The sequence below is a fragment of the Methylosinus sp. is20ea genome (genome assembly GCF_059718135.1).
Window position 1 is genome coordinate 2906268 of the sequence record NZ_AP046088.1, and the last position, 15735, is coordinate 2922002.

The window sequence follows — 15735 nt, forward strand, 5'->3', positions numbered from 1 at the left end:
CTCTCTTGTTTTGTGCTCCTTCCCCGCTGTTGCGCCGGCGCCACAGGCGATGGGCGAAAGGCCGCCGCTGGGCGGCGAGGTCGAGCGAAGCTGTTGACGTCCCCTACGAAATCTACGTAGTCTATAGATATTATACGTAAGCGCGCCATGGGGGAGCGCTGCGTAGACCGTCGCCGTGGCTCGAAAGAGCCGCGTGCGACGGGACATGGGGAAACAGTGGTGATGTCGAGAGCGAGTGGAGCAAAGAGAGAGTCGCGTGCGAATTTGTTGCGCAGTGTCGGTTTCGCCTCATTGGCGGCGGCTGGCGTTCTGGCCTTCGGAGCGGTTTCGGTCGACTCGGCTGCGGCGCAATCGGCGCCCGCGCCGGCCGCCGTCCCCAATACGGCGGTCGCCCAGGCCGGCGCCGCCCCAGTGAGCGCCGATGTCGACGACGTCACTGTGACGGCGCGACTGCGCGAGGAAAAAGCCCAGGACGTGCCGCTGCCGGTCAGCGTCGTCGGCAGGAAGACCGCCGAGCGCGAGCATATCGAGCGTCTGGGCGATTTCGCGCAGAAAGTGCCGAATTTCGTTCCCTATGTCACCAATCCACGCACATCCGCTATGGCGATCCGCGGCATTTCGGGCATTTCCGGCGGCGCCGACGGCTCGGAATCGGCGGTCGGCCTCATCGTCGACAATGTGTTCTACACGCATGTCGGTTTCCAATGGGCCGACTTCGTCGATCTGCAGAGCCTAGAGGTGGCGCGCGGCCCGCAGGGCACGCTGCTCGGCAAGAATACGACGGTCGGCGCCGTCGTCATCCATACGCAGCTGCCGTCCTTCACGCCGGAGGCGAGCTTCGAGACCTCCTTCGCCAATCGCAGCCGCATCATCGAGAAGACGAATATCAGCGGGCCGATCATCGACGACAAGCTCGCCTATCGCGTCACCTTCTTCCTGGACAAGGGCGATGGCGCGATCAATGATGCGCTCACCGGCGCCGATCTCCTCAACAATAATCGCTGGGGCGTGCGCGGCCAGCTCTATTATGTCGGCGATAATTTCACCGATCGTCTGATCTTCGACCGCCTGCGCTCGGACGAATACAACAATTATTCGGGCGTTATCGGCAATACATTCCCGGTCTGGGCCAATGGCGCGATCAACACGACCTATGCGCAAAATCTCGCGTCGCGTCTGCACATTCCCTATCTCGTCAACAGTCCTTATACGCCTGTCATGTCGCGCCAGGGCAATCTTGACCAGCGCACGACGGGCGTCTCCAACGAGATCAATGTCCAGCTCGGGGAGAACACGTTCACAGCGATTTCCGCATGGCGCGAATTCCTCCTGCATCCGCGCAATTCGCTCGGCAACAACTATACCCAGATCAGCGGCAACGCCTTCGATGTGAAGGTCGACCAATATTCGCAGGAGGTGCGTCTCGCTTCGCCCAAGGATCAGACGCTCGAATGGCAAGTCGGCGTCTATTCGCTCCATGAGGCGGTGTCGTCCTATCAGCACACCGATTATGGCTATCAGGCGTCGCAATGGCTGCTGAACAATTTCAACGCCGACCCGGCTCTGCTCAACGGAACGGCGGAGCACACGGATGGCAAGGCGCGCACCTTCAGCCTCGCGGAATTCGGCCAGGCGACTTGGCATATCGACGAGCAATGGTCGCTGACCGCGGGCCTGCGCGATACGTTCGAGATCAGGGAAGGCTCGGACTTCGGCTGGTCGAGCGGCGTCTATACTTCGGCGCAAGTCGCCGCCATGCAGACCGCCTATGGCACGACCTTTTTCGACACCGGCGGACGCAAGGCGACGCGCAATTCGCTCTCCGGCCTCATCAATCCGTCCTATAAATACAGCGACAACATCCTGTTCTACGGATCGGCGGCGCGCGGCGAGAAGTCGGGCGCCATCAATACGGCGGCGCTGCCGGTTTTCGACAGCAAGGGCAATTTCAAGGAGTGGCAGCCGGTCGTCACCAAGCCGGAGGTGTCATGGGACTATGAGCTCGGCGTCAAGACCAATTGGCTCGACAATAAGCTCATCCTCAACGGCAATCTCTATTGGAACGACATCTATGACTTCCAGTCGATCCTGGTGAACACAGCCATCGTCGATGTGACCGGCGTGCCGCTGCGGAAGACCTATCTCGGCAATATCGGCCATGTGCGCCTGCGCGGCTTCGAGCTCGACGGCCGATGGAATCCGGTCGAGCGCTTGTGGATCACCTTCTCGGGCGCTCTCACCGATGCGCGCTATGTCAATTACAAGAACGCCGCGCCGCCGCCGGATTGGACATGGCCGGCCTCGCTCAATGTCAATGGCGTCGCCGCGCCGCTCTCCGTCGATCTTTCGGGGCAGCGCATCACCGGCGGCGTCGCCGGCAACAGCCCGGTCGCACCTTATTCCTTCAACATCGGCGCGAATTACGAACATCCGCTCGGCCGGATTTTCGAAGGGCTGGGCGGCGTCGCCGATGTCCCCGTCACCGCATTCGTCTATGGAAACCTCGCCTGGAAATACAAGACGCAGCTCTCGCAGCCGGGCTCGCTCTATTCGGTGTTCCAGCCGTCCTACTCCATCGTCAATTTCGGCATCGGCCTGCGGACCGACGACGATCGCTACAGCCTGCATTTCTGGGCGAAGAATCTCTTCAACGACAGATATGTCGTCGCGCAGACGATCGGCACGGCCACGACGACCGGCTCGGCTCCCCAGACGGTGACCTTCGGCGACAACGCCTTCCGCGCTTATGGGGCGACTTTGAAAGTGAAGCTCTACTGACGAGCAGAAAGCATGAGGAGTTTGTATCATGTCGAATTGGACGAGAAGCTTCCGCACGATCGCCGCTCTCGCGGCGGCGATCGCGGCGGGTGGAGCGGCGGCGGCGGATCTGCCGTCGACCAAGGCCGCGCCTGCGCCGCCGCTGGCGCCGGCGTTCAGCTGGCAGGGCTTTTATATCGGCGCCTATGCCGGCGCGCTGCTGGGCGAGGGGACCTTCACCTATTTTCGTGACACGCCGTTGCGCGGCTCGGGTTTCGTCGGCGGCGGCACGCTCGGCTATAATTGGCAATGGTCGCCGACCATCGTGCTCGGCCTCGAGGCCGATTTCGGCTATCGCGGCGCGATCAACGCCGAGACCGTCGCCTGGAACACGCCGAGCTCGACCGACACCGGCGTCTTCGGCACTTTCCGCGGGCGTCTCGGCTATGCCTTCACGCCGAAGTGGATCCTCTATGGAACGGCGGGCTTCGCCTATGGGTCCGATTTCGCGCCCGGCGCCTTCACGGCGATCCTGCCGCCGACGATCGGCCAGCTCTCCACGGGCTCGACCGTGCGCGCCGGCTGGACGGCGGGCGGCGGCGTCGAATACGCCTGGTCCGACAAGATCTCTGTGAAGGGCGAGTATCTCTATACGGAGCTCGTCGATTCGGGCGTGAGCTATTCCACCAATTTCGGCGCCGTGCCGATCAATGTGAAGAGCGCCGGCCATATCGTTCGCGGCGGCATCAACTATCATTTCGCGACGCCCGCCACTCCGGCGGCCGCGCCGCTCGTGACCAAGTAAAGCCTCCAAGTAAAATCTCGGAGCGTCCGCGGCGTTCTTCGGCGCCGCGGACGGTCAGCCGGCCGCCGCGACGCCGCTCCATTCGGCGCCGAGCATGGCCAGCACCGACAAGAGCAGCAAGGCGCCGGCGACGCGCGACAGGTTCCGGCTCGCCGCCGGCTCCGGCGTCCATCGCTGCGCGCCATAGCTCGCCGCGCAGCCGAGCGCGGAGTAGAGCGTCAGGCACAGAAAGCTCGTCGTCCAGCCATAGATCAGCGCATGCCGCCAGAACGGCCCATCGGCGGCGGCGAAGAACTGCGGCAGAATGGCGAAATAGAACAGCAGCCCTTTGGGATTGAGCAGGCTCGTCGCGACGCCGGCCGAGAAGGCGGCCCAATCGGTGCGTCCAGGGCGCCGGGTCAGCGCATCCAGGCCGCCGTCCGAGCGGATGAGGCGCAGGGCGAGCCAGGACAGATAGGCGACGCCACTATATTTGAGGGCGAGGAACAGCGCCGGAAACGCCTCGAAGACGAGCTGAAACCCCGCCGCCACCAGCAGAGTGAGCAGCGCATAGCCGGACGCTATGCCGAGCGCCGAGAAGCAGCCGGCGCGTCCGCCCGACGCCAGCGAGCGGCCGAGCACATAGAGCATGTCCGGACCCGGAACGGCGATCAGGCTGACGACCGTCGCCACGAACACCAGATAACGCCCGCTCACCTCGACGCGCTCCTCCCCGACGTCCCGAATGAGCCACGCTCCCGCCGCTCGCGTCAAGGCGTCGGCAGGCTTTCCCGAGGGCCAGGGCTGCGAATCCAGGTGAACAAACCCTGCACAGCCGCGTCATGCCGACGCTTGTCGCCAGCGTCCACGCCAGGACATTGCGACACGCGGGGAGAACACGCTGGAGAAGAAGCGGCGTTGTTCCGCTCATGTTCTCGGCTTTCCGTGTCGTCGCGGCGTGGATGGCCGCGACAAGCGACAAGCGCGGCCATGACGCTGGAACACGTCTGCTCGTCAACCCGAATTCGGAGCCCTGTTCCAAGGGCTCCGGCGGTTGACAAATTTTCCCAAGGGCCGTTTGTGGACAAGAGCGGCGTGCTGGGTCACTGATCCTCGAGGCGGCGGCAAGCGCGCAATTTGTCGCAGCGACGCGAAGGCCGCTTGCGGTCTCACGCCAAACTGCTCAAAACAAGCGCGCCCTTTGCGGATGGATTTGTTTCTATTCGCGTTGCCGAGCCGAGGCAGGGGTCAGGGTCGAACTCGCGAGAGAGGTTCCAGAAAGTGAGCAATGCGACAAAGGCGGAGCCGAGCCGCCGGGATATCTTGTTCCTCGCCACCGGGGCGGCGGCGGGCGTCGCCGCAGGCGCCGCCGTATGGCCGTTGATCGCGCAAATGAATCCCGACGCTTCGACGCTGGCGCTGGCCTCGACCGAGCTCGACATCGCGGCCATCCCCGAGGGGCAGATCGTCACTGTCAAATGGCGCGGCAAGCCGGTCTTCGTGCGGCACCGAACCAAACAGGAGATCGAGGCCGCGCAGAATGTCCCGCTCGTCGAGCTTCCCGATCCGCAGGCCGATTCGGCGCGGGTGAAGAAGCCGGAGTGGCTCGTCGTCGTCGGCGTCTGCACGCATCTCGGCTGCATTCCCACCGGCCATGAGGGGGAGTTCCACGGCTGGTTCTGCCCTTGCCATGGCTCCACCTACGACACGTCCGGCCGCATTCGCAGCGGCCCCGCTCCGAGCAATCTCGAAGTGCCCGATTACGCCTTTCTGAGCGACACCAAGATCAAGATCGGCTGATCGCGCCCCGCCGCCGTCCAACCTCCGAGACGACCATCCATGACCGGACATTCGACCTATACGCCGAAGAGCGGCTTTGCGCGCTGGCTCGAGCGGCGCCTGCCGATCCTCGGCTTCATCCACGAATCTTTCGTGGCCTATCCCGTCCCGAAGAATCTCAACTATCTCTGGACCTTCGGCGCGATCCTCTCCTTCATGCTGGTTGCGCAGATCGTGACCGGCATCGTTCTGGCGATGCATTACACGCCGGAGACGACGCTCGCCTTCGATTCGATCGAGCACATCATGCGCGATGTGAATTGGGGCTGGGCGCTGCGCTATGCGCACGCCAATGGCGCCTCCATGTTCTTCCTCGCCGTCTATATCCACATCTTCCGCGGCATGTATTACGGCTCCTATAAGGAGCCGCGCGAGGTGCTGTGGATTCTCGGCGTCATCATTTTCATGCTGATGATGGCGACCGGTTTCTTGGGCTATGTGCTGCCCTGGGGGCAGATGTCCTTCTGGGCGGCGACGGTGATCACCAATCTCTTCACCGCCATTCCCTATGTGGGCAATTCCATCACCACCTGGCTGCTCGGCGGCTATTCGGTCGACAACGCCACGCTCAACCGCTTCTTCGCGCTGCATTATCTGCTGCCCTTCGTCATCGTGGCCGTCGTCGGCCTGCATGTCTGGGCGCTGCATGTGACGGGGCAGAACAATCCGACCGGCGTCGAGGTGAAGGACATAAAGAAGGAGACCGTGCCCTTCACGCCCTATGCGACGCTGAAGGACGCCGTCGGTCTCGTCATCTTCGTCGCGCTCTTCGCCTGGCTCACCTTCTTCGTGCCCAATTACACGGGCCATCCCGACAATTACATCGAGGCCAATCCGCTGGTGACGCCGCCGCATATCGTGCCGGAATGGTATTTCCTGCCCTTCTACGCGATCCTGCGCGCCATCCCCAATAAGCTCGTCGGCGTCATCGCGCTGTTCGCCTCGATCCTCATCGTCGCGGCGCTGCCCTGGCTCGACACTTCCAAGGTGCGCTCGGGCGTCTATCGCCCGGCCTTCAAGAAATTCTACTGGGTCTTCGTCTTCGTGTCGGTCGGCCTCGGCTATCTCGGCGCGCAGCCGGCGGAGGGCGTCTATCTCCTCGCCGCCCGCATATTGATGGCCTATTACTTCCTGCACTTCCTCGTCGTGCTGCCGCTGCTCGGCAAATATGAGAAGACCTTGCCCGAGCCGCGGTCGATCGCCGCCTCCCTCGGCCAGGCCGCCACCGAGGAGAAGCCCCATGCGTGACGCGCGTCAGAGAGCACCGATCATGAAATCGGTCGTCGACTCTTGGAAATCGATCATTGTGGCGGCGGCGCTCGCCGGCGCCGCGGGGGCGGCTCCGGCGCTCGCGGAGGAGGGCGGCGCGCATTCGCAGCCCAAGCCGCCGCGGCAGGAATGGAGCTTCGCCGGCGCCTTCGGCCATTTCGACAATGCGCAGCTTCGCCGCGGCTACAAGGTCTATAGGGAGGTCTGCTCGAGCTGCCACTCGATCTCGCGCCTCGCCTTCCGCAATTTCGCCGAGAAGGGCGGGCCGGAGATCTCCGAGGCGGAGGCCAAGGCGCTGGCCGAGAGCTATAAGATCAAGGACGGCCCCAATGACGCCGGCGATTATTACGAGCGCCCCGGCCGGCTCAGCGACCGCGTCCCGCCGCCCTTCCCCAATGAGCAGGCGGCGCGGGCGGCGCTCAACGGCGCCTATCCGCCGGACATGTCGGTTCTCGCCAAGGCGCGCGGCTATTCGCGCGGCTTCCCTCTCTTCCTGGCGGATGCGCTGCCGGGCTTCTCCTATCAGGAGCATGGCGTCGACTATATCGTCGCCCTGCTCAATGGTTACGCGGAGGCGCCGCACGGCGTCGAGCTGGCGCCCGGCCAATATTACAACCTCTACATGCCCGGCCGCCGCACCGGCATGCCGCCGCCGCTCTCGGACGGCGCCGTGACCTATGACGACGGAACGCCGCAGACGGTCGACCAATATTCCAAGGATGTGAGCGCCTTTCTGATGTGGGCCGCCGAGCCCCATCTCGAGGAGCGCAAGTCGATCGGCCTGAAGGTGGTCGGCTTCCTGATCGTCTTGTCCTTCCTGGTCTATTTCACCAAGCGCAAGATCTGGTCGAACATCCAGCATTGACGCGACAAGGCGACGCGATCCGGTGAGATCGCGTCGCCGCTCACCCCTGCAGAAACGCCCGCACGCCATCCGCGACGAATTGCACCGCGAGAGCGGCGAGCAGCACGCCGAGCAGCCGCGTCAGCACGACATTGGCCGCCGTGCCGAAAAATTGCGCCACCTCGCCCGCGATCAGACAGAAGACCAGACAAATCGTCATGATCGCGGCGATGACCGCGATCAGCGTCGCGATGAGCGTCACGCTGCCATGCGCGTCGCTGGCCAGCAGCACGGTCGCCGTGATCGCGCCGGGGCCGGCCATCAGCGGAATGGCCAGCGGATAGGCGGCGATATTGTGCACATGCTCGGCGAGGGCCTTTTCCGCCGCTTTGGAGTCGCGCTGTATGCGCACGCCGAACACCATTTCCGAGGCGATGGAGAATAAGAGAAACCCGCCGGCGATGCGGAAGGCCGGAATGGAAATGCCCATGGCGCCGAGCAGCCTTTGGCCGACGAGCGCGGAGCCGGCGAGAATGGCGAGCGCATAGACGCTGGCGCGAAAGGCGATGATCCGTTTGGTGCGCGCCTCCACTCCCGAGGTCGCCGCGACGAAGACCGGCGCGAGGCCGAGCGGCTCGACCACGACGAGCAGCGTCACAAAGGCCGAGACGAGATAGTCGAGATCCATCCCGGCCTCCGGTGGGGAACGCATCCGGCAAGATAGCGCGCGGCGCATAGAGCGCCAGCATCGCCGGGGCCGAGTGCGCCGCTTTGCTTTGCCTGCCCGCGCGCCTATAGGTTGGCGCCAGTTTCCGCTTCCGTCGGCGCGGCGATTCGCCCGCGCCTGCGCTCAAGGACCGGTCCATGCGCGTTCTCGGCATTGAAACCACCTGTGACGAGACGGCGGTCGCCGTCGTGGCCTCGCGCATCGGCGGCGATGGCGGCGACATTCTCTCCAATGAGGTGATGAGCCAGATCGCCCAGCATGCGGCCTATGGCGGCGTGGTGCCGGAGATCGCGGCGCGCGCCCATATCGACGTGCTCGAGCGGCTGATCGTGCGCGCCCTCGACACGGCGGGGACCGATCTCTCCGGCGTCGACGCCATCGCGGCCTCGGCCGGGCCGGGGCTCATCGGCGGCATACTCGTCGGGCTCACGGCGGCCAAGGCGCTGGCGCTCGCCGCGGACAAGCCCTTCATCGCCGTCAATCACCTCGAGGCCCATGCGCTGACCGGCCGCCTCACCGAGCGGCTCGACTTTCCCTATCTCGCTCTGCTGATCTCGGGCGGCCATACGCAGCTCGTCGCCGTGCTGGGCGTCGGCGACTATAAGCGGCTCGGCTCCACAGTGGATGACGCGGCCGGCGAAGCCTTCGACAAGGTCGCGAAAATGCTGGGCCTGCCCTATCCCGGCGGCCCGCACATAGAGCGGCTCGCGGAGGAGGGCGAGGCCGGGCGCTTCGACTTCCCGCGGCCCATGTTCGGCCGCGAGGGCGCGGATTTCTCGCTCTCCGGCCTCAAGACCGCGGTGCGCCAGGAGATCGCGCGGCTGGAGATCGCGCGCCCGGGACCGCCGACGGAGCGCGACGTCGCCGATCTCGCCGCCTCCTTCCAGGCGGCCATTGTCGACGTGCTCGTCGATCGCGTGCGCTCGGGCCTGCGCATCTTCACGCAGAATGGCGGCCGACCCAATGGTCTCGTCATCGGCGGCGGCGTCGGCGCCAATGGCGCGATCCGCCGCGCGCTCACCCGCCTCTGCGCCGAGACCGGCCTGCGCTTCGTCTCGCCGCCGCCGAACCTTTGCTCGGACAATGGCGCGATCGTCGCCTGGGCCGGGCTCGAGCGTTTCGCGCGCGGCATGACGGATGATCTCACCTTCGCCGCGCGCCCGCGCTGGCCGCTCGACGCCAATGCCGGACCGCTCCACCACGGCAAGGCGTGAGCTTGCGATGCGGCGGCCGGCGGGGCGGTTGAGATGAAGCGGCTGTTGCTGGCCGCGGCGGCGACCTTCTCGGTTCCGCCTCCGCCCGGCGGCCTGCTGTCGCAGGAGCCGCTGGCGGTCGGCGTGCGCGTCTTCTACGGGCCGCGCGCCGGCTTCGAGGACCTCGATCTGCGGCTCATCGGCGGCGCGCGAAAATCCATCGACATGGCCGCCTATGTGCTGACCGACCGCGCGGTGATCTCGGCGCTGGGCGCCGCCGCTATGCGCGGCGTGCGCGTGCGCATCTATCTCGATGGGGAGGAGCGCGGCGGCCTCAGTCCCGCGATCGAGGCCGTCGCCGCGGCGCGCAATATGGAGATCAAACGCAAGGGCCGCTCGCGCGACCTCATGCATCTGAAATCCTATCAGGTGGACGGGCGGGCGCTGCGCAGCGGCTCGGCCAATTTTTCCGTCTCGGGCGCGGAATTCCAGGACAATGACCTCATATTGATCGAAAGCCCGGCCGCGGTCGCGCAATTCGAGGAGACCTTCGAGCGGCTGTGGGCGCGCTCGGACAATCAGAAGATCGGGATGAGATGAGCAGCGAGGAGAAGATCGCCGTGCTCGGCGCCGGCGCCTGGGGCACGGCGCTCGCCAATGTGGCCGCGACCGGCCGCTCGGGCGTCGCGCTCTGGGGGCACGATCCTGCCCATATCGCCGCTCTGGCGCGCGATCGCGAGAACTGCGCCTATCTCCCCGGCCTGCCGCTGGCCGCGGGCGTCGCGCCCTGCGCCGAGCCGGAGGCGGTCGCCGGCGCCGGCGTCGTGCTCGCCGTCGTCCCGGCGCAGGCGATGCGCGAAGTGGCGCGGCGCTTCCGCGCCATTCTCGCGCCGGGAACGGCTTTCGTCATCTGCTCCAAGGGCATAGAGCGCAGCACGCGCCGCTTCATGAGCGAGGTGGCGGCCGAGGAATTGCCGCAGGCGAAGATCGCCATTCTCTCCGGCCCGAGCTTCGCCGCCGACGTCTGCCGCGGTCTTCCCACGGCGGTGACGCTCGCCGCCCGCGACGAGGCGCTGGCCAAGCGCCTTTGCGAGACATTGTCGACGCGCGCCTTCCGCCTCTATCGCTCCACCGATGTGCTCGGCGTCGAGATCGGCGGCGCGGCGAAGAATGTGCTCGCCATCGCCAGCGGCATGGCGGCGGGCAGGGCGCTGGGCGCCAGCGCCGGGGCGGCGCTGATCGCCCGCGGCTTTGCCGAACTGACGCGCCTCGGCCGCGCCTATGGCGTCAATCAGGAGACTTTGATGGGCCTCTCCGGCCTCGGCGATCTGGTGCTGACCTGCGGCTCGGCGCAATCGCGCAATTTTGCGCTGGGCGCGGCTCTGGGGCGCGGCGAGGCGCCGCTCGAGGCCGCCCATGGCAAGCTCGCCGAGGGCGCCTTCACCGCCTGCGCTCTCGTGGCCATGGCCAAGGAGCGCGGCGTCGAAATGCCGATCGCCGAAGCGGTGGATGCGATTTTATCGGGCGCGATCGGCGTCGATCAGGCGATAGAGGCGCTGCTGATGCGGCCGCTGAAGGCCGAGGCTTGAGCTTTCGTTGACGGCTTCGTGCGATCTTCTCGCCGATGCAATGCGAGCCTGAAGTCTGCGTTGTGAAGATGTTCGCGCCCCGACCCCGACCCTCCCCCGCTTCGCGGGAGAGGGAGCAGATTCCGCGCTTCATCGGCGCTTCGCGAAACGTCGCCGCCCCCCTCTCCCGCGCAGCGGCCGAGGGTGAGGCGGGGGAGGGTGAGGGAGGGAGCCTTCGGTTTCCCGCCCTCGTCGTCCTCATCCTCCTCGGCGCCGCTCTGCGCCTCTATGCCGCGCAAGGCGATCTCTGGCTCGACGAGATCTGGACGCTGAACCTGCTGGAGCGGGCGCATTCTTTCGGCGATGTGTTCATCGGCCTGCATCACGACAATAATCACGTCGCCAATTCCGCCTGGCTCTGGCTGCTCGGGCCGGACGCTCCGGTTCCGCTGATGCGGCTGGCGGCGGTCGTGCTCGGCGTTCTGGCCATTCCCGCCGCCGCGGTCGCCGGCCGCCGCTATTGCGAGACCGCCGGCCTCCTCGCCGCTCTCGTCTTCGCGACCTCCTATTTCTTCGTCCATTACGGCTCCGAGGCGCGCGGCTACGCCGGCATGACGCTCGCCGTGCTGCTGGCCTATGCGCTCGTGGACGCCATTCTGGTCGAGGGAGCCGATCGGCGCCGTCTGCTGGCGCTCGCGGCGGCGATCGGCTTCGGGACCTTCTCGCATCTCACCATGATCGAGGCGACGGCCGCGCTCGTTCTGACGGCGGTCGCGCGCGCTCGTCGGCGCGGCCTCCGCAGGGCCCTCGCCATCGCCGCCGTCGCCGGATTCGCCAGCCTTCCGGCGCTCTTGTGCTTCGTCTATGGCGCGCTGGCGCCGGATTTTCAGCTCGGGGCCATGGTTCCGCTGAGTCCGGCGATCTTCGCCGAGGGCGTCGCCGGAATGGCGCGGGCGACTTTGGGCTTTCCCCGCGGCGTCGATGATTTCGCCCTTCTCGGCGCGGTGGGGCTGCTCGCGCTCGGCCTGCTGGCGGTTCTGCCGGCCGAACGCCGGGTTTTCCCGGCGATCGCCGTCTTCGGCCTGCCGCTGCTGCATGTGGCCGCCGCCCTGCCGAGCCAGCAATATCCGCGCTTTCATTCCACCGCGGCGATCGGTCTGGCGTTGCTCGCCGCCGAAGGCTGCGCCGCTCTCTATCTCGCGGGAGGCTGGAGGCGCTGGGCGGCGATCGTCCTGCTTTCGGGGTTTGCGGCCGGCGACGCACTGCAACTCGCCGATTTCTACCGCGACGGCCGCGGCCATTACGCCGATGCGGTGAAGATCATGGCGGAGCGGATAGAGGCGCCTTACGCCGTCGATTTCGCGCGCGGCGAGACGAAGGCCGTCGTCGCTTACTATGCGCGCAAGCTCGGCGTCGCGGCGACGCCCATCGCCCCGGCGGAGTGGTGCGCGTCCCCGCCGGCGTTTCTGCTGGTGGTCGATCTGCCGGATTCGAACGCCGACCATGCGGAGCGGCGCTCCGCCGGGCCACAGGATTGCCGCGCGGATTTCCGGCGCCGCGGATATTTCCCGGCCTCGGGCCTCTCGGGTTTCGCCTGGACGCTCTATGAGCGCGAGGCGAGTCCGGAAAAGGAGATCACAAAGTCGGCGCGATGACGCGCACGCGTTTCTTGACGCCGTCGGCGCCGACGATCTCCCGCGTCGTCTCATGCACTTCGACCGGGCGCTTCTCCGGCTGCGCGGCTTCCGGGCCGGGGAGATTGGGCGAGACGGCGCCGCGCGCCGCGCGCGCGGCGATGGGCCGCGACATCTCTTCCGCCTTTTCCGCCGAGACGACGAGATCGCCCTTATTGCGCTCGGCCAGCAGCCGCTCGGCCTCGGCGAGCGTCTCCGCCCAGCTGCGGCCGGCCGGGCGGCAGGAGCAGGTCGGGTCGTAGCTCTTGGTGAATTTCAGCGCATTGGGATGGTCTGCATAGGCCTCGCCGTCCATCGACACCGCGGTCTCTATGTCGCGTGAGGGCGAGCGTGTGTAGAGCGCCACCTCGACATTGGGGCATTGCGCCCGGCAGAGCTCCTGGAGATCGGAGAGATTGGCGCGCCGCGCCGAATAGCTGATCGGGAAGAAGCCGCCGTCGCAAGCGCGCACGCAGACCGCCAACGAGCCGCCGCGGGCGACCGGCGCGCCATCTTCGTCCACATCGCGTTCTTGCGGCGTCGCCGGGAGCTCGCGGCCCGCCGTCGGCTCCTCTTCCTGCGAGCCGAACAGCTCCTCGAAAATATTGCGCTGGCGAGAGACGACGCGCGTCGGCTGCTGCCGGCACTGCTGATCGAAGCGCGCCTGCAGCGCCTGCCGCTGGCCGTCGCCCGAACTCTGCTGGAGCGAGCCGAGATTGGAGCGCATCTGCGCGATGCGGCCGTTGATCGCGCCGCATTGCGGCGGCGGGGCGTTGCCGAAGAACAGGAATTGCTGCCGATCGCAGCCGATCGAATGCCCATAGGCGACGGTGCGGTCGATCTCTCTCTGCTGGGTCGCGGCGGCGGCGCGATAGCGGGCCGAGCCCGCATTATTGCTGGCGGCGGCGATCTGCGCGCGCAGACTGTCGCAATAGGCCGATTGCGCCAGCGCCGGCGAGGCGAGCAGCGCGGCGGCGGCGAGGGCGAGCGCGCCGGCGAGGCGACGCAGCGGCCCCTTCCGCGAAGCTGTCTCCGGAGTGATATGTTTGGCCGACATTGGTCCTATATCACGCGATTCGAAAGGCGAGGCGCCGGAGGCCGGCGAATCCGAAACCGTCGAGCTCGAGACCATATCGGGCATATCGTCCGTCCGATCAATCGGCTCGCGATTGTCGCGAGCTTCTTGTCGCGAACAAGGCGCATCACGACATTCGTCGAGGGAATGTCCCGGCGCTGTGGAGGAACGCACTTATGAAGCCGTCCAAATTCGTCCTGTCCGCTCTCGTCGCCACGGGGCTTTTCGCCGCCGCGGGCGTAGCGCCCGCCCGAGCCGACGGGCCGGACCTTATTTTCCGTAAGTCGACCGACTTCAAGCTGCTGACTCCGAACGATAAATTGGCGACCTATGTGCTCGACGACCCCGACATAGACGGCGTCGCCTGCTATTATACCGTGCATGAGAAGGGCGGCGTCGCTGGAATGTTCGGCGTGGCGGAGCAGACCTCCGATGTGTCGCTCGCCTGCCGCCAATATGGGCCGGTGAAATTCAAGGACAAATTCGCTCAGGGCGACGAAGTGTTCAGCGAGCGCCGCTCGGCCCTGTGGAAGCGCCTGCATATCGTGCGCGGCTGCGACGCCAAGCGCAATGCGCTGGTCTATATGGCCTATTCCGACCGGCTGATCGAGGGCTCGCCGGAAAACTCTACCTCGAGCGTGCCGATCCAGCCCTGGGGGGCGGGCGATGTCGCGCAATGCGGCGAGTTCCTGAAAAAATGACCGGCCGGCGGGCCTGCGCCCGCCTGCGCTCATTCGCTGCAGGATCAATCGCTGCAGGATCAATCGCTGCAAGAGACGACGGCGGCTTCCTGCGTCACGGGCCTGCGCGCCGAGGCCGGGCCGATCGCGGAGGTCACGTCGTCGGCGCGGCCGAAGGCCACAGCGGGACCGTGACCATGCGACTCGCACCAGGAATCGGCGACGATCTTCCCGCAATCTTTCTTCTGCGTGATGCATTCGACGACGCCGTAGCCTTCGTGGCCGGAAATCAAATAGACGTTTCTCGGCGCTTCGGCGGCGCGGGCGCCGCCCTGGGCCGCCGCGAGCAGCAATCCGCCCAGCAGCGGAATGGCGAGACGCGGGAGGACGAGACGCTGAAAATCGGTGGAGAACATGGGGGGCACGCCTCGCGCGGGGACGCTCATTCGCCTCGCCGCGCTGGCTTTCGGTTTATACGATCGCGGTTAAGGCGCGGTTAAGTTCGCGCCGATTTGGGGGCGAGGTCTCGCGGAAGTGGGGCGGGTTGGATTTTGGCTCTTGGCCCAAAACGGGCGGTCACGGGAACCAGTCAAGTCTCGACCAAAATCACGCTCGACGCATTGTAAGCTTTAGAACGCACCTATTGCGCAAATTTGTGGGTCCTTTAGGTGATATCGCCTCGAGCAAGGTCGTAGGAACGACGGCAAGGAAGATGAGCGAGGTGGCAGTAGCAGTTTCCGGTGAATGGCGCGCCCATCTCTTCTGGGTCGATGCTCACAATATCTCTGGCCATCTCTGAGCCGCGTGCATGACGGACAAAATCTCGATGTCGTTCGATGTGACGCGATAGGGGATAATATAGGGAATGTCGGCCAACACCAGCTCACGTGTGCCGGTGAGGCGGCCCGGGCGACCGATCGCCGGATGTTCCTCGAGAGAATCCACGGCCGATACGATCCGCGCAAGGACGCGTGCGGCGGCGGGATTGTCCTTTGTGATATGCGCGCCAATCTGGTCCAGCCGCCGCACGGCCCGCTTGGTCCAGCGGATCGTCCGATGGCTCATGCCGGGCGGGCGGGCTTTACATATTTTTGAATGACATCAGCAAGTTCCGCCTTCGAGGAGAAGTCTCCGCGCTCGGCGTCGGCCAATCCGGCTTCGATCTCGGCGAGCTGCCACGCCTCACGCTCGACAAAGTCCTCGATCGCCTGCGCCACCACGAACGAGCGGGGGCGGTCGAGCTTCTGCGCCAGCTTTTCGAGCTTGGCGGCGGTGGCGTCCGGCACGCGGACAGTGAAGGCGGTCACGGGCTTTGATCTCCGAGGT

General features: G+C 66.0%; 16 protein-coding genes. 10 read left to right on the forward strand and 6 right to left on the reverse strand.

Translation table 11 applies throughout. From position 1 onward, the window contains the following. Positions 1-264 precede the first annotated feature (264 nt). Positions 265-2778: a TonB-dependent receptor gene (locus AC6IY7_RS13625; protein ID WP_497779828.1), complete on the forward strand. Its 2514-nt coding sequence runs from the start codon at positions 265-267 to the stop codon at positions 2776-2778. Positions 2779-2806: 28 nt separating this feature from the next. Continuing rightward, on the forward strand, positions 2807-3562 hold the full coding sequence (locus AC6IY7_RS13630) for an outer membrane protein (protein WP_497779829.1): 756 nt from the start codon (positions 2807-2809) through the stop codon (positions 3560-3562). 54 nt (positions 3563-3616) lie between these two features. Here AC6IY7_RS13630 and AC6IY7_RS13635 read toward each other — a convergent pair whose 3' ends face one another. Beyond that, on the reverse strand, positions 3617-4258 hold the full coding sequence (locus tag AC6IY7_RS13635; RefSeq protein WP_497779831.1) for a LysE family translocator: 642 nt from the start codon (positions 4256-4258) through the stop codon (positions 3617-3619). A 564-nt stretch (positions 4259-4822) separates the two neighbouring features. Between AC6IY7_RS13635 and petA the strand changes: the two genes are divergently transcribed. Genes petA through AC6IY7_RS13650 form a run of 3 tightly spaced genes read left to right on the forward strand, consistent with a single transcriptional unit; the run spans position 4823 to position 7514 of the window. After that, complete coding sequence (gene petA, locus AC6IY7_RS13640) at positions 4823-5341, forward strand: ubiquinol-cytochrome c reductase iron-sulfur subunit (protein ID WP_497779834.1); 519 nt, start codon at positions 4823-4825, stop codon at positions 5339-5341. Positions 5342-5380: 39 nt separating this feature from the next. Continuing rightward, a complete protein-coding gene (locus AC6IY7_RS13645; RefSeq protein WP_497779836.1) occupies positions 5381-6628 on the forward strand; it encodes a cytochrome b in 1248 nt (415 codons plus the stop codon). 22 nt (positions 6629-6650) lie between these two features. Beyond that, positions 6651-7514 (forward strand): cytochrome c1, encoded by an 864-nt coding sequence (locus AC6IY7_RS13650; protein ID WP_497779837.1) that lies wholly within the window; start codon positions 6651-6653, stop codon positions 7512-7514. A 40-nt stretch (positions 7515-7554) separates the two neighbouring features. Here AC6IY7_RS13650 and AC6IY7_RS13655 read toward each other — a convergent pair whose 3' ends face one another. Continuing rightward, positions 7555-8181: a MarC family protein gene (locus AC6IY7_RS13655; protein WP_497779839.1), complete on the reverse strand. Its 627-nt coding sequence runs from the start codon at positions 8179-8181 to the stop codon at positions 7555-7557. A 176-nt stretch (positions 8182-8357) separates the two neighbouring features. Between AC6IY7_RS13655 and tsaD the strand changes: the two genes are divergently transcribed. The 4 genes from tsaD (at position 8358) to AC6IY7_RS13675 (ending at position 12636) form a co-directional block, all read left to right on the forward strand. Beyond that, positions 8358-9434 carry a tRNA (adenosine(37)-N6)-threonylcarbamoyltransferase complex transferase subunit TsaD gene (gene tsaD / locus AC6IY7_RS13660; RefSeq protein WP_497779840.1) on the forward strand — a complete coding sequence of 359 codons (1077 nt, stop codon included), beginning with the start codon at positions 8358-8360 and terminating at the stop codon, positions 9432-9434. A gap of 33 nt (positions 9435-9467) precedes the next feature. Beyond that, complete coding sequence (locus AC6IY7_RS13665; RefSeq protein ID WP_497779841.1) at positions 9468-10013, forward strand: phospholipase D-like domain-containing protein; 546 nt, start codon at positions 9468-9470, stop codon at positions 10011-10013. After that, entirely contained in the window at positions 10010-11002 is a 993-nt protein-coding gene (locus AC6IY7_RS13670; protein ID WP_497779842.1) for an NAD(P)H-dependent glycerol-3-phosphate dehydrogenase, read from the forward strand. Before AC6IY7_RS13665 ends, AC6IY7_RS13670 begins: the two co-directional genes overlap by 4 nt. 62 nt (positions 11003-11064) lie before the next feature. Continuing rightward, on the forward strand, positions 11065-12636 hold the full coding sequence (locus AC6IY7_RS13675) for a hypothetical protein (RefSeq protein ID WP_497779844.1): 1572 nt from the start codon (positions 11065-11067) through the stop codon (positions 12634-12636). On the opposite strand, the gene AC6IY7_RS13680 is transcribed toward AC6IY7_RS13675, so the two are convergent. After that, complete coding sequence (locus AC6IY7_RS13680; protein ID WP_497779847.1) at positions 12617-13711, reverse strand: DUF2865 domain-containing protein; 1095 nt, start codon at positions 13709-13711, stop codon at positions 12617-12619. The genes AC6IY7_RS13675 and AC6IY7_RS13680 overlap by 20 nt on opposite strands. Before the next feature lie 194 nt (positions 13712-13905). Here AC6IY7_RS13680 and AC6IY7_RS13685 point away from each other — a divergent pair, with 194 nt between their 5' ends. Further along, the gene (locus tag AC6IY7_RS13685) at positions 13906-14430 is read left to right on the forward strand and encodes a CreA family protein (RefSeq protein ID WP_497779849.1); all 525 of its coding nucleotides are present in this window, start codon (positions 13906-13908) and stop codon (positions 14428-14430) included. Positions 14431-14489: 59 nt separating this feature from the next. Here AC6IY7_RS13685 and AC6IY7_RS13690 read toward each other — a convergent pair whose 3' ends face one another. The 3 genes from AC6IY7_RS13690 to AC6IY7_RS13700 all read right to left on the reverse strand — a co-directional run bounded on the left by AC6IY7_RS13690 (position 14490) and on the right by AC6IY7_RS13700 (position 15716). Beyond that, positions 14490-14825, reverse strand: a complete 336-nt coding sequence (locus AC6IY7_RS13690; RefSeq protein WP_497779851.1) for a hypothetical protein — start codon at positions 14823-14825, stop codon at positions 14490-14492. A gap of 358 nt (positions 14826-15183) precedes the next feature. Beyond that, positions 15184-15474: a type II toxin-antitoxin system RelE/ParE family toxin gene (locus AC6IY7_RS13695; RefSeq protein ID WP_497779852.1), complete on the reverse strand. Its 291-nt coding sequence runs from the start codon at positions 15472-15474 to the stop codon at positions 15184-15186. Continuing rightward, positions 15471-15716, reverse strand: a complete 246-nt coding sequence (locus AC6IY7_RS13700; protein ID WP_497779854.1) for a CopG family ribbon-helix-helix protein — start codon at positions 15714-15716, stop codon at positions 15471-15473. The genes AC6IY7_RS13695 and AC6IY7_RS13700 overlap by 4 nt, the downstream gene beginning before the upstream one ends. Positions 15717-15735: the final 19 nt, after the last annotated feature.

Bases quoted from the DNA above. Each gene is read 5' to 3' on its own strand.
- AC6IY7_RS13665 (WP_497779841.1), top strand. From the start codon at position 9,468: ATGAAGCGGCTGTTGCTGGCCGCGGCGGCGACCTTCTCGGTTCCGCCT.
- AC6IY7_RS13630 (WP_497779829.1), top strand. From the start codon at position 2,807: ATGTCGAATTGGACGAGAAGCTTCCGCACGATCGCCGCTCTCGCGGCG.
- AC6IY7_RS13650 (WP_497779837.1), top strand. From the start codon at position 6,651: ATGAAATCGGTCGTCGACTCTTGGAAATCGATCATTGTGGCGGCGGCG.
- tsaD (WP_497779840.1), top strand. From the start codon at position 8,358: ATGCGCGTTCTCGGCATTGAAACCACCTGTGACGAGACGGCGGTCGCC.
- AC6IY7_RS13670 (WP_497779842.1), top strand. From the start codon at position 10,010: ATGAGCAGCGAGGAGAAGATCGCCGTGCTCGGCGCCGGCGCCTGGGGC.
- AC6IY7_RS13655 (WP_497779839.1), bottom strand. From the start codon at position 8,181: ATGGATCTCGACTATCTCGTCTCGGCCTTTGTGACGCTGCTCGTCGTG.
- AC6IY7_RS13695 (WP_497779852.1), bottom strand. From the start codon at position 15,474: ATGAGCCATCGGACGATCCGCTGGACCAAGCGGGCCGTGCGGCGGCTG.
- AC6IY7_RS13690 (WP_497779851.1), bottom strand. From the start codon at position 14,825: ATGTTCTCCACCGATTTTCAGCGTCTCGTCCTCCCGCGTCTCGCCATT.
- AC6IY7_RS13685 (WP_497779849.1), top strand. From the start codon at position 13,906: ATGAAGCCGTCCAAATTCGTCCTGTCCGCTCTCGTCGCCACGGGGCTT.
- AC6IY7_RS13680 (WP_497779847.1), bottom strand. From the start codon at position 13,711: ATGTCGGCCAAACATATCACTCCGGAGACAGCTTCGCGGAAGGGGCCG.
- AC6IY7_RS13645 (WP_497779836.1), top strand. From the start codon at position 5,381: ATGACCGGACATTCGACCTATACGCCGAAGAGCGGCTTTGCGCGCTGG.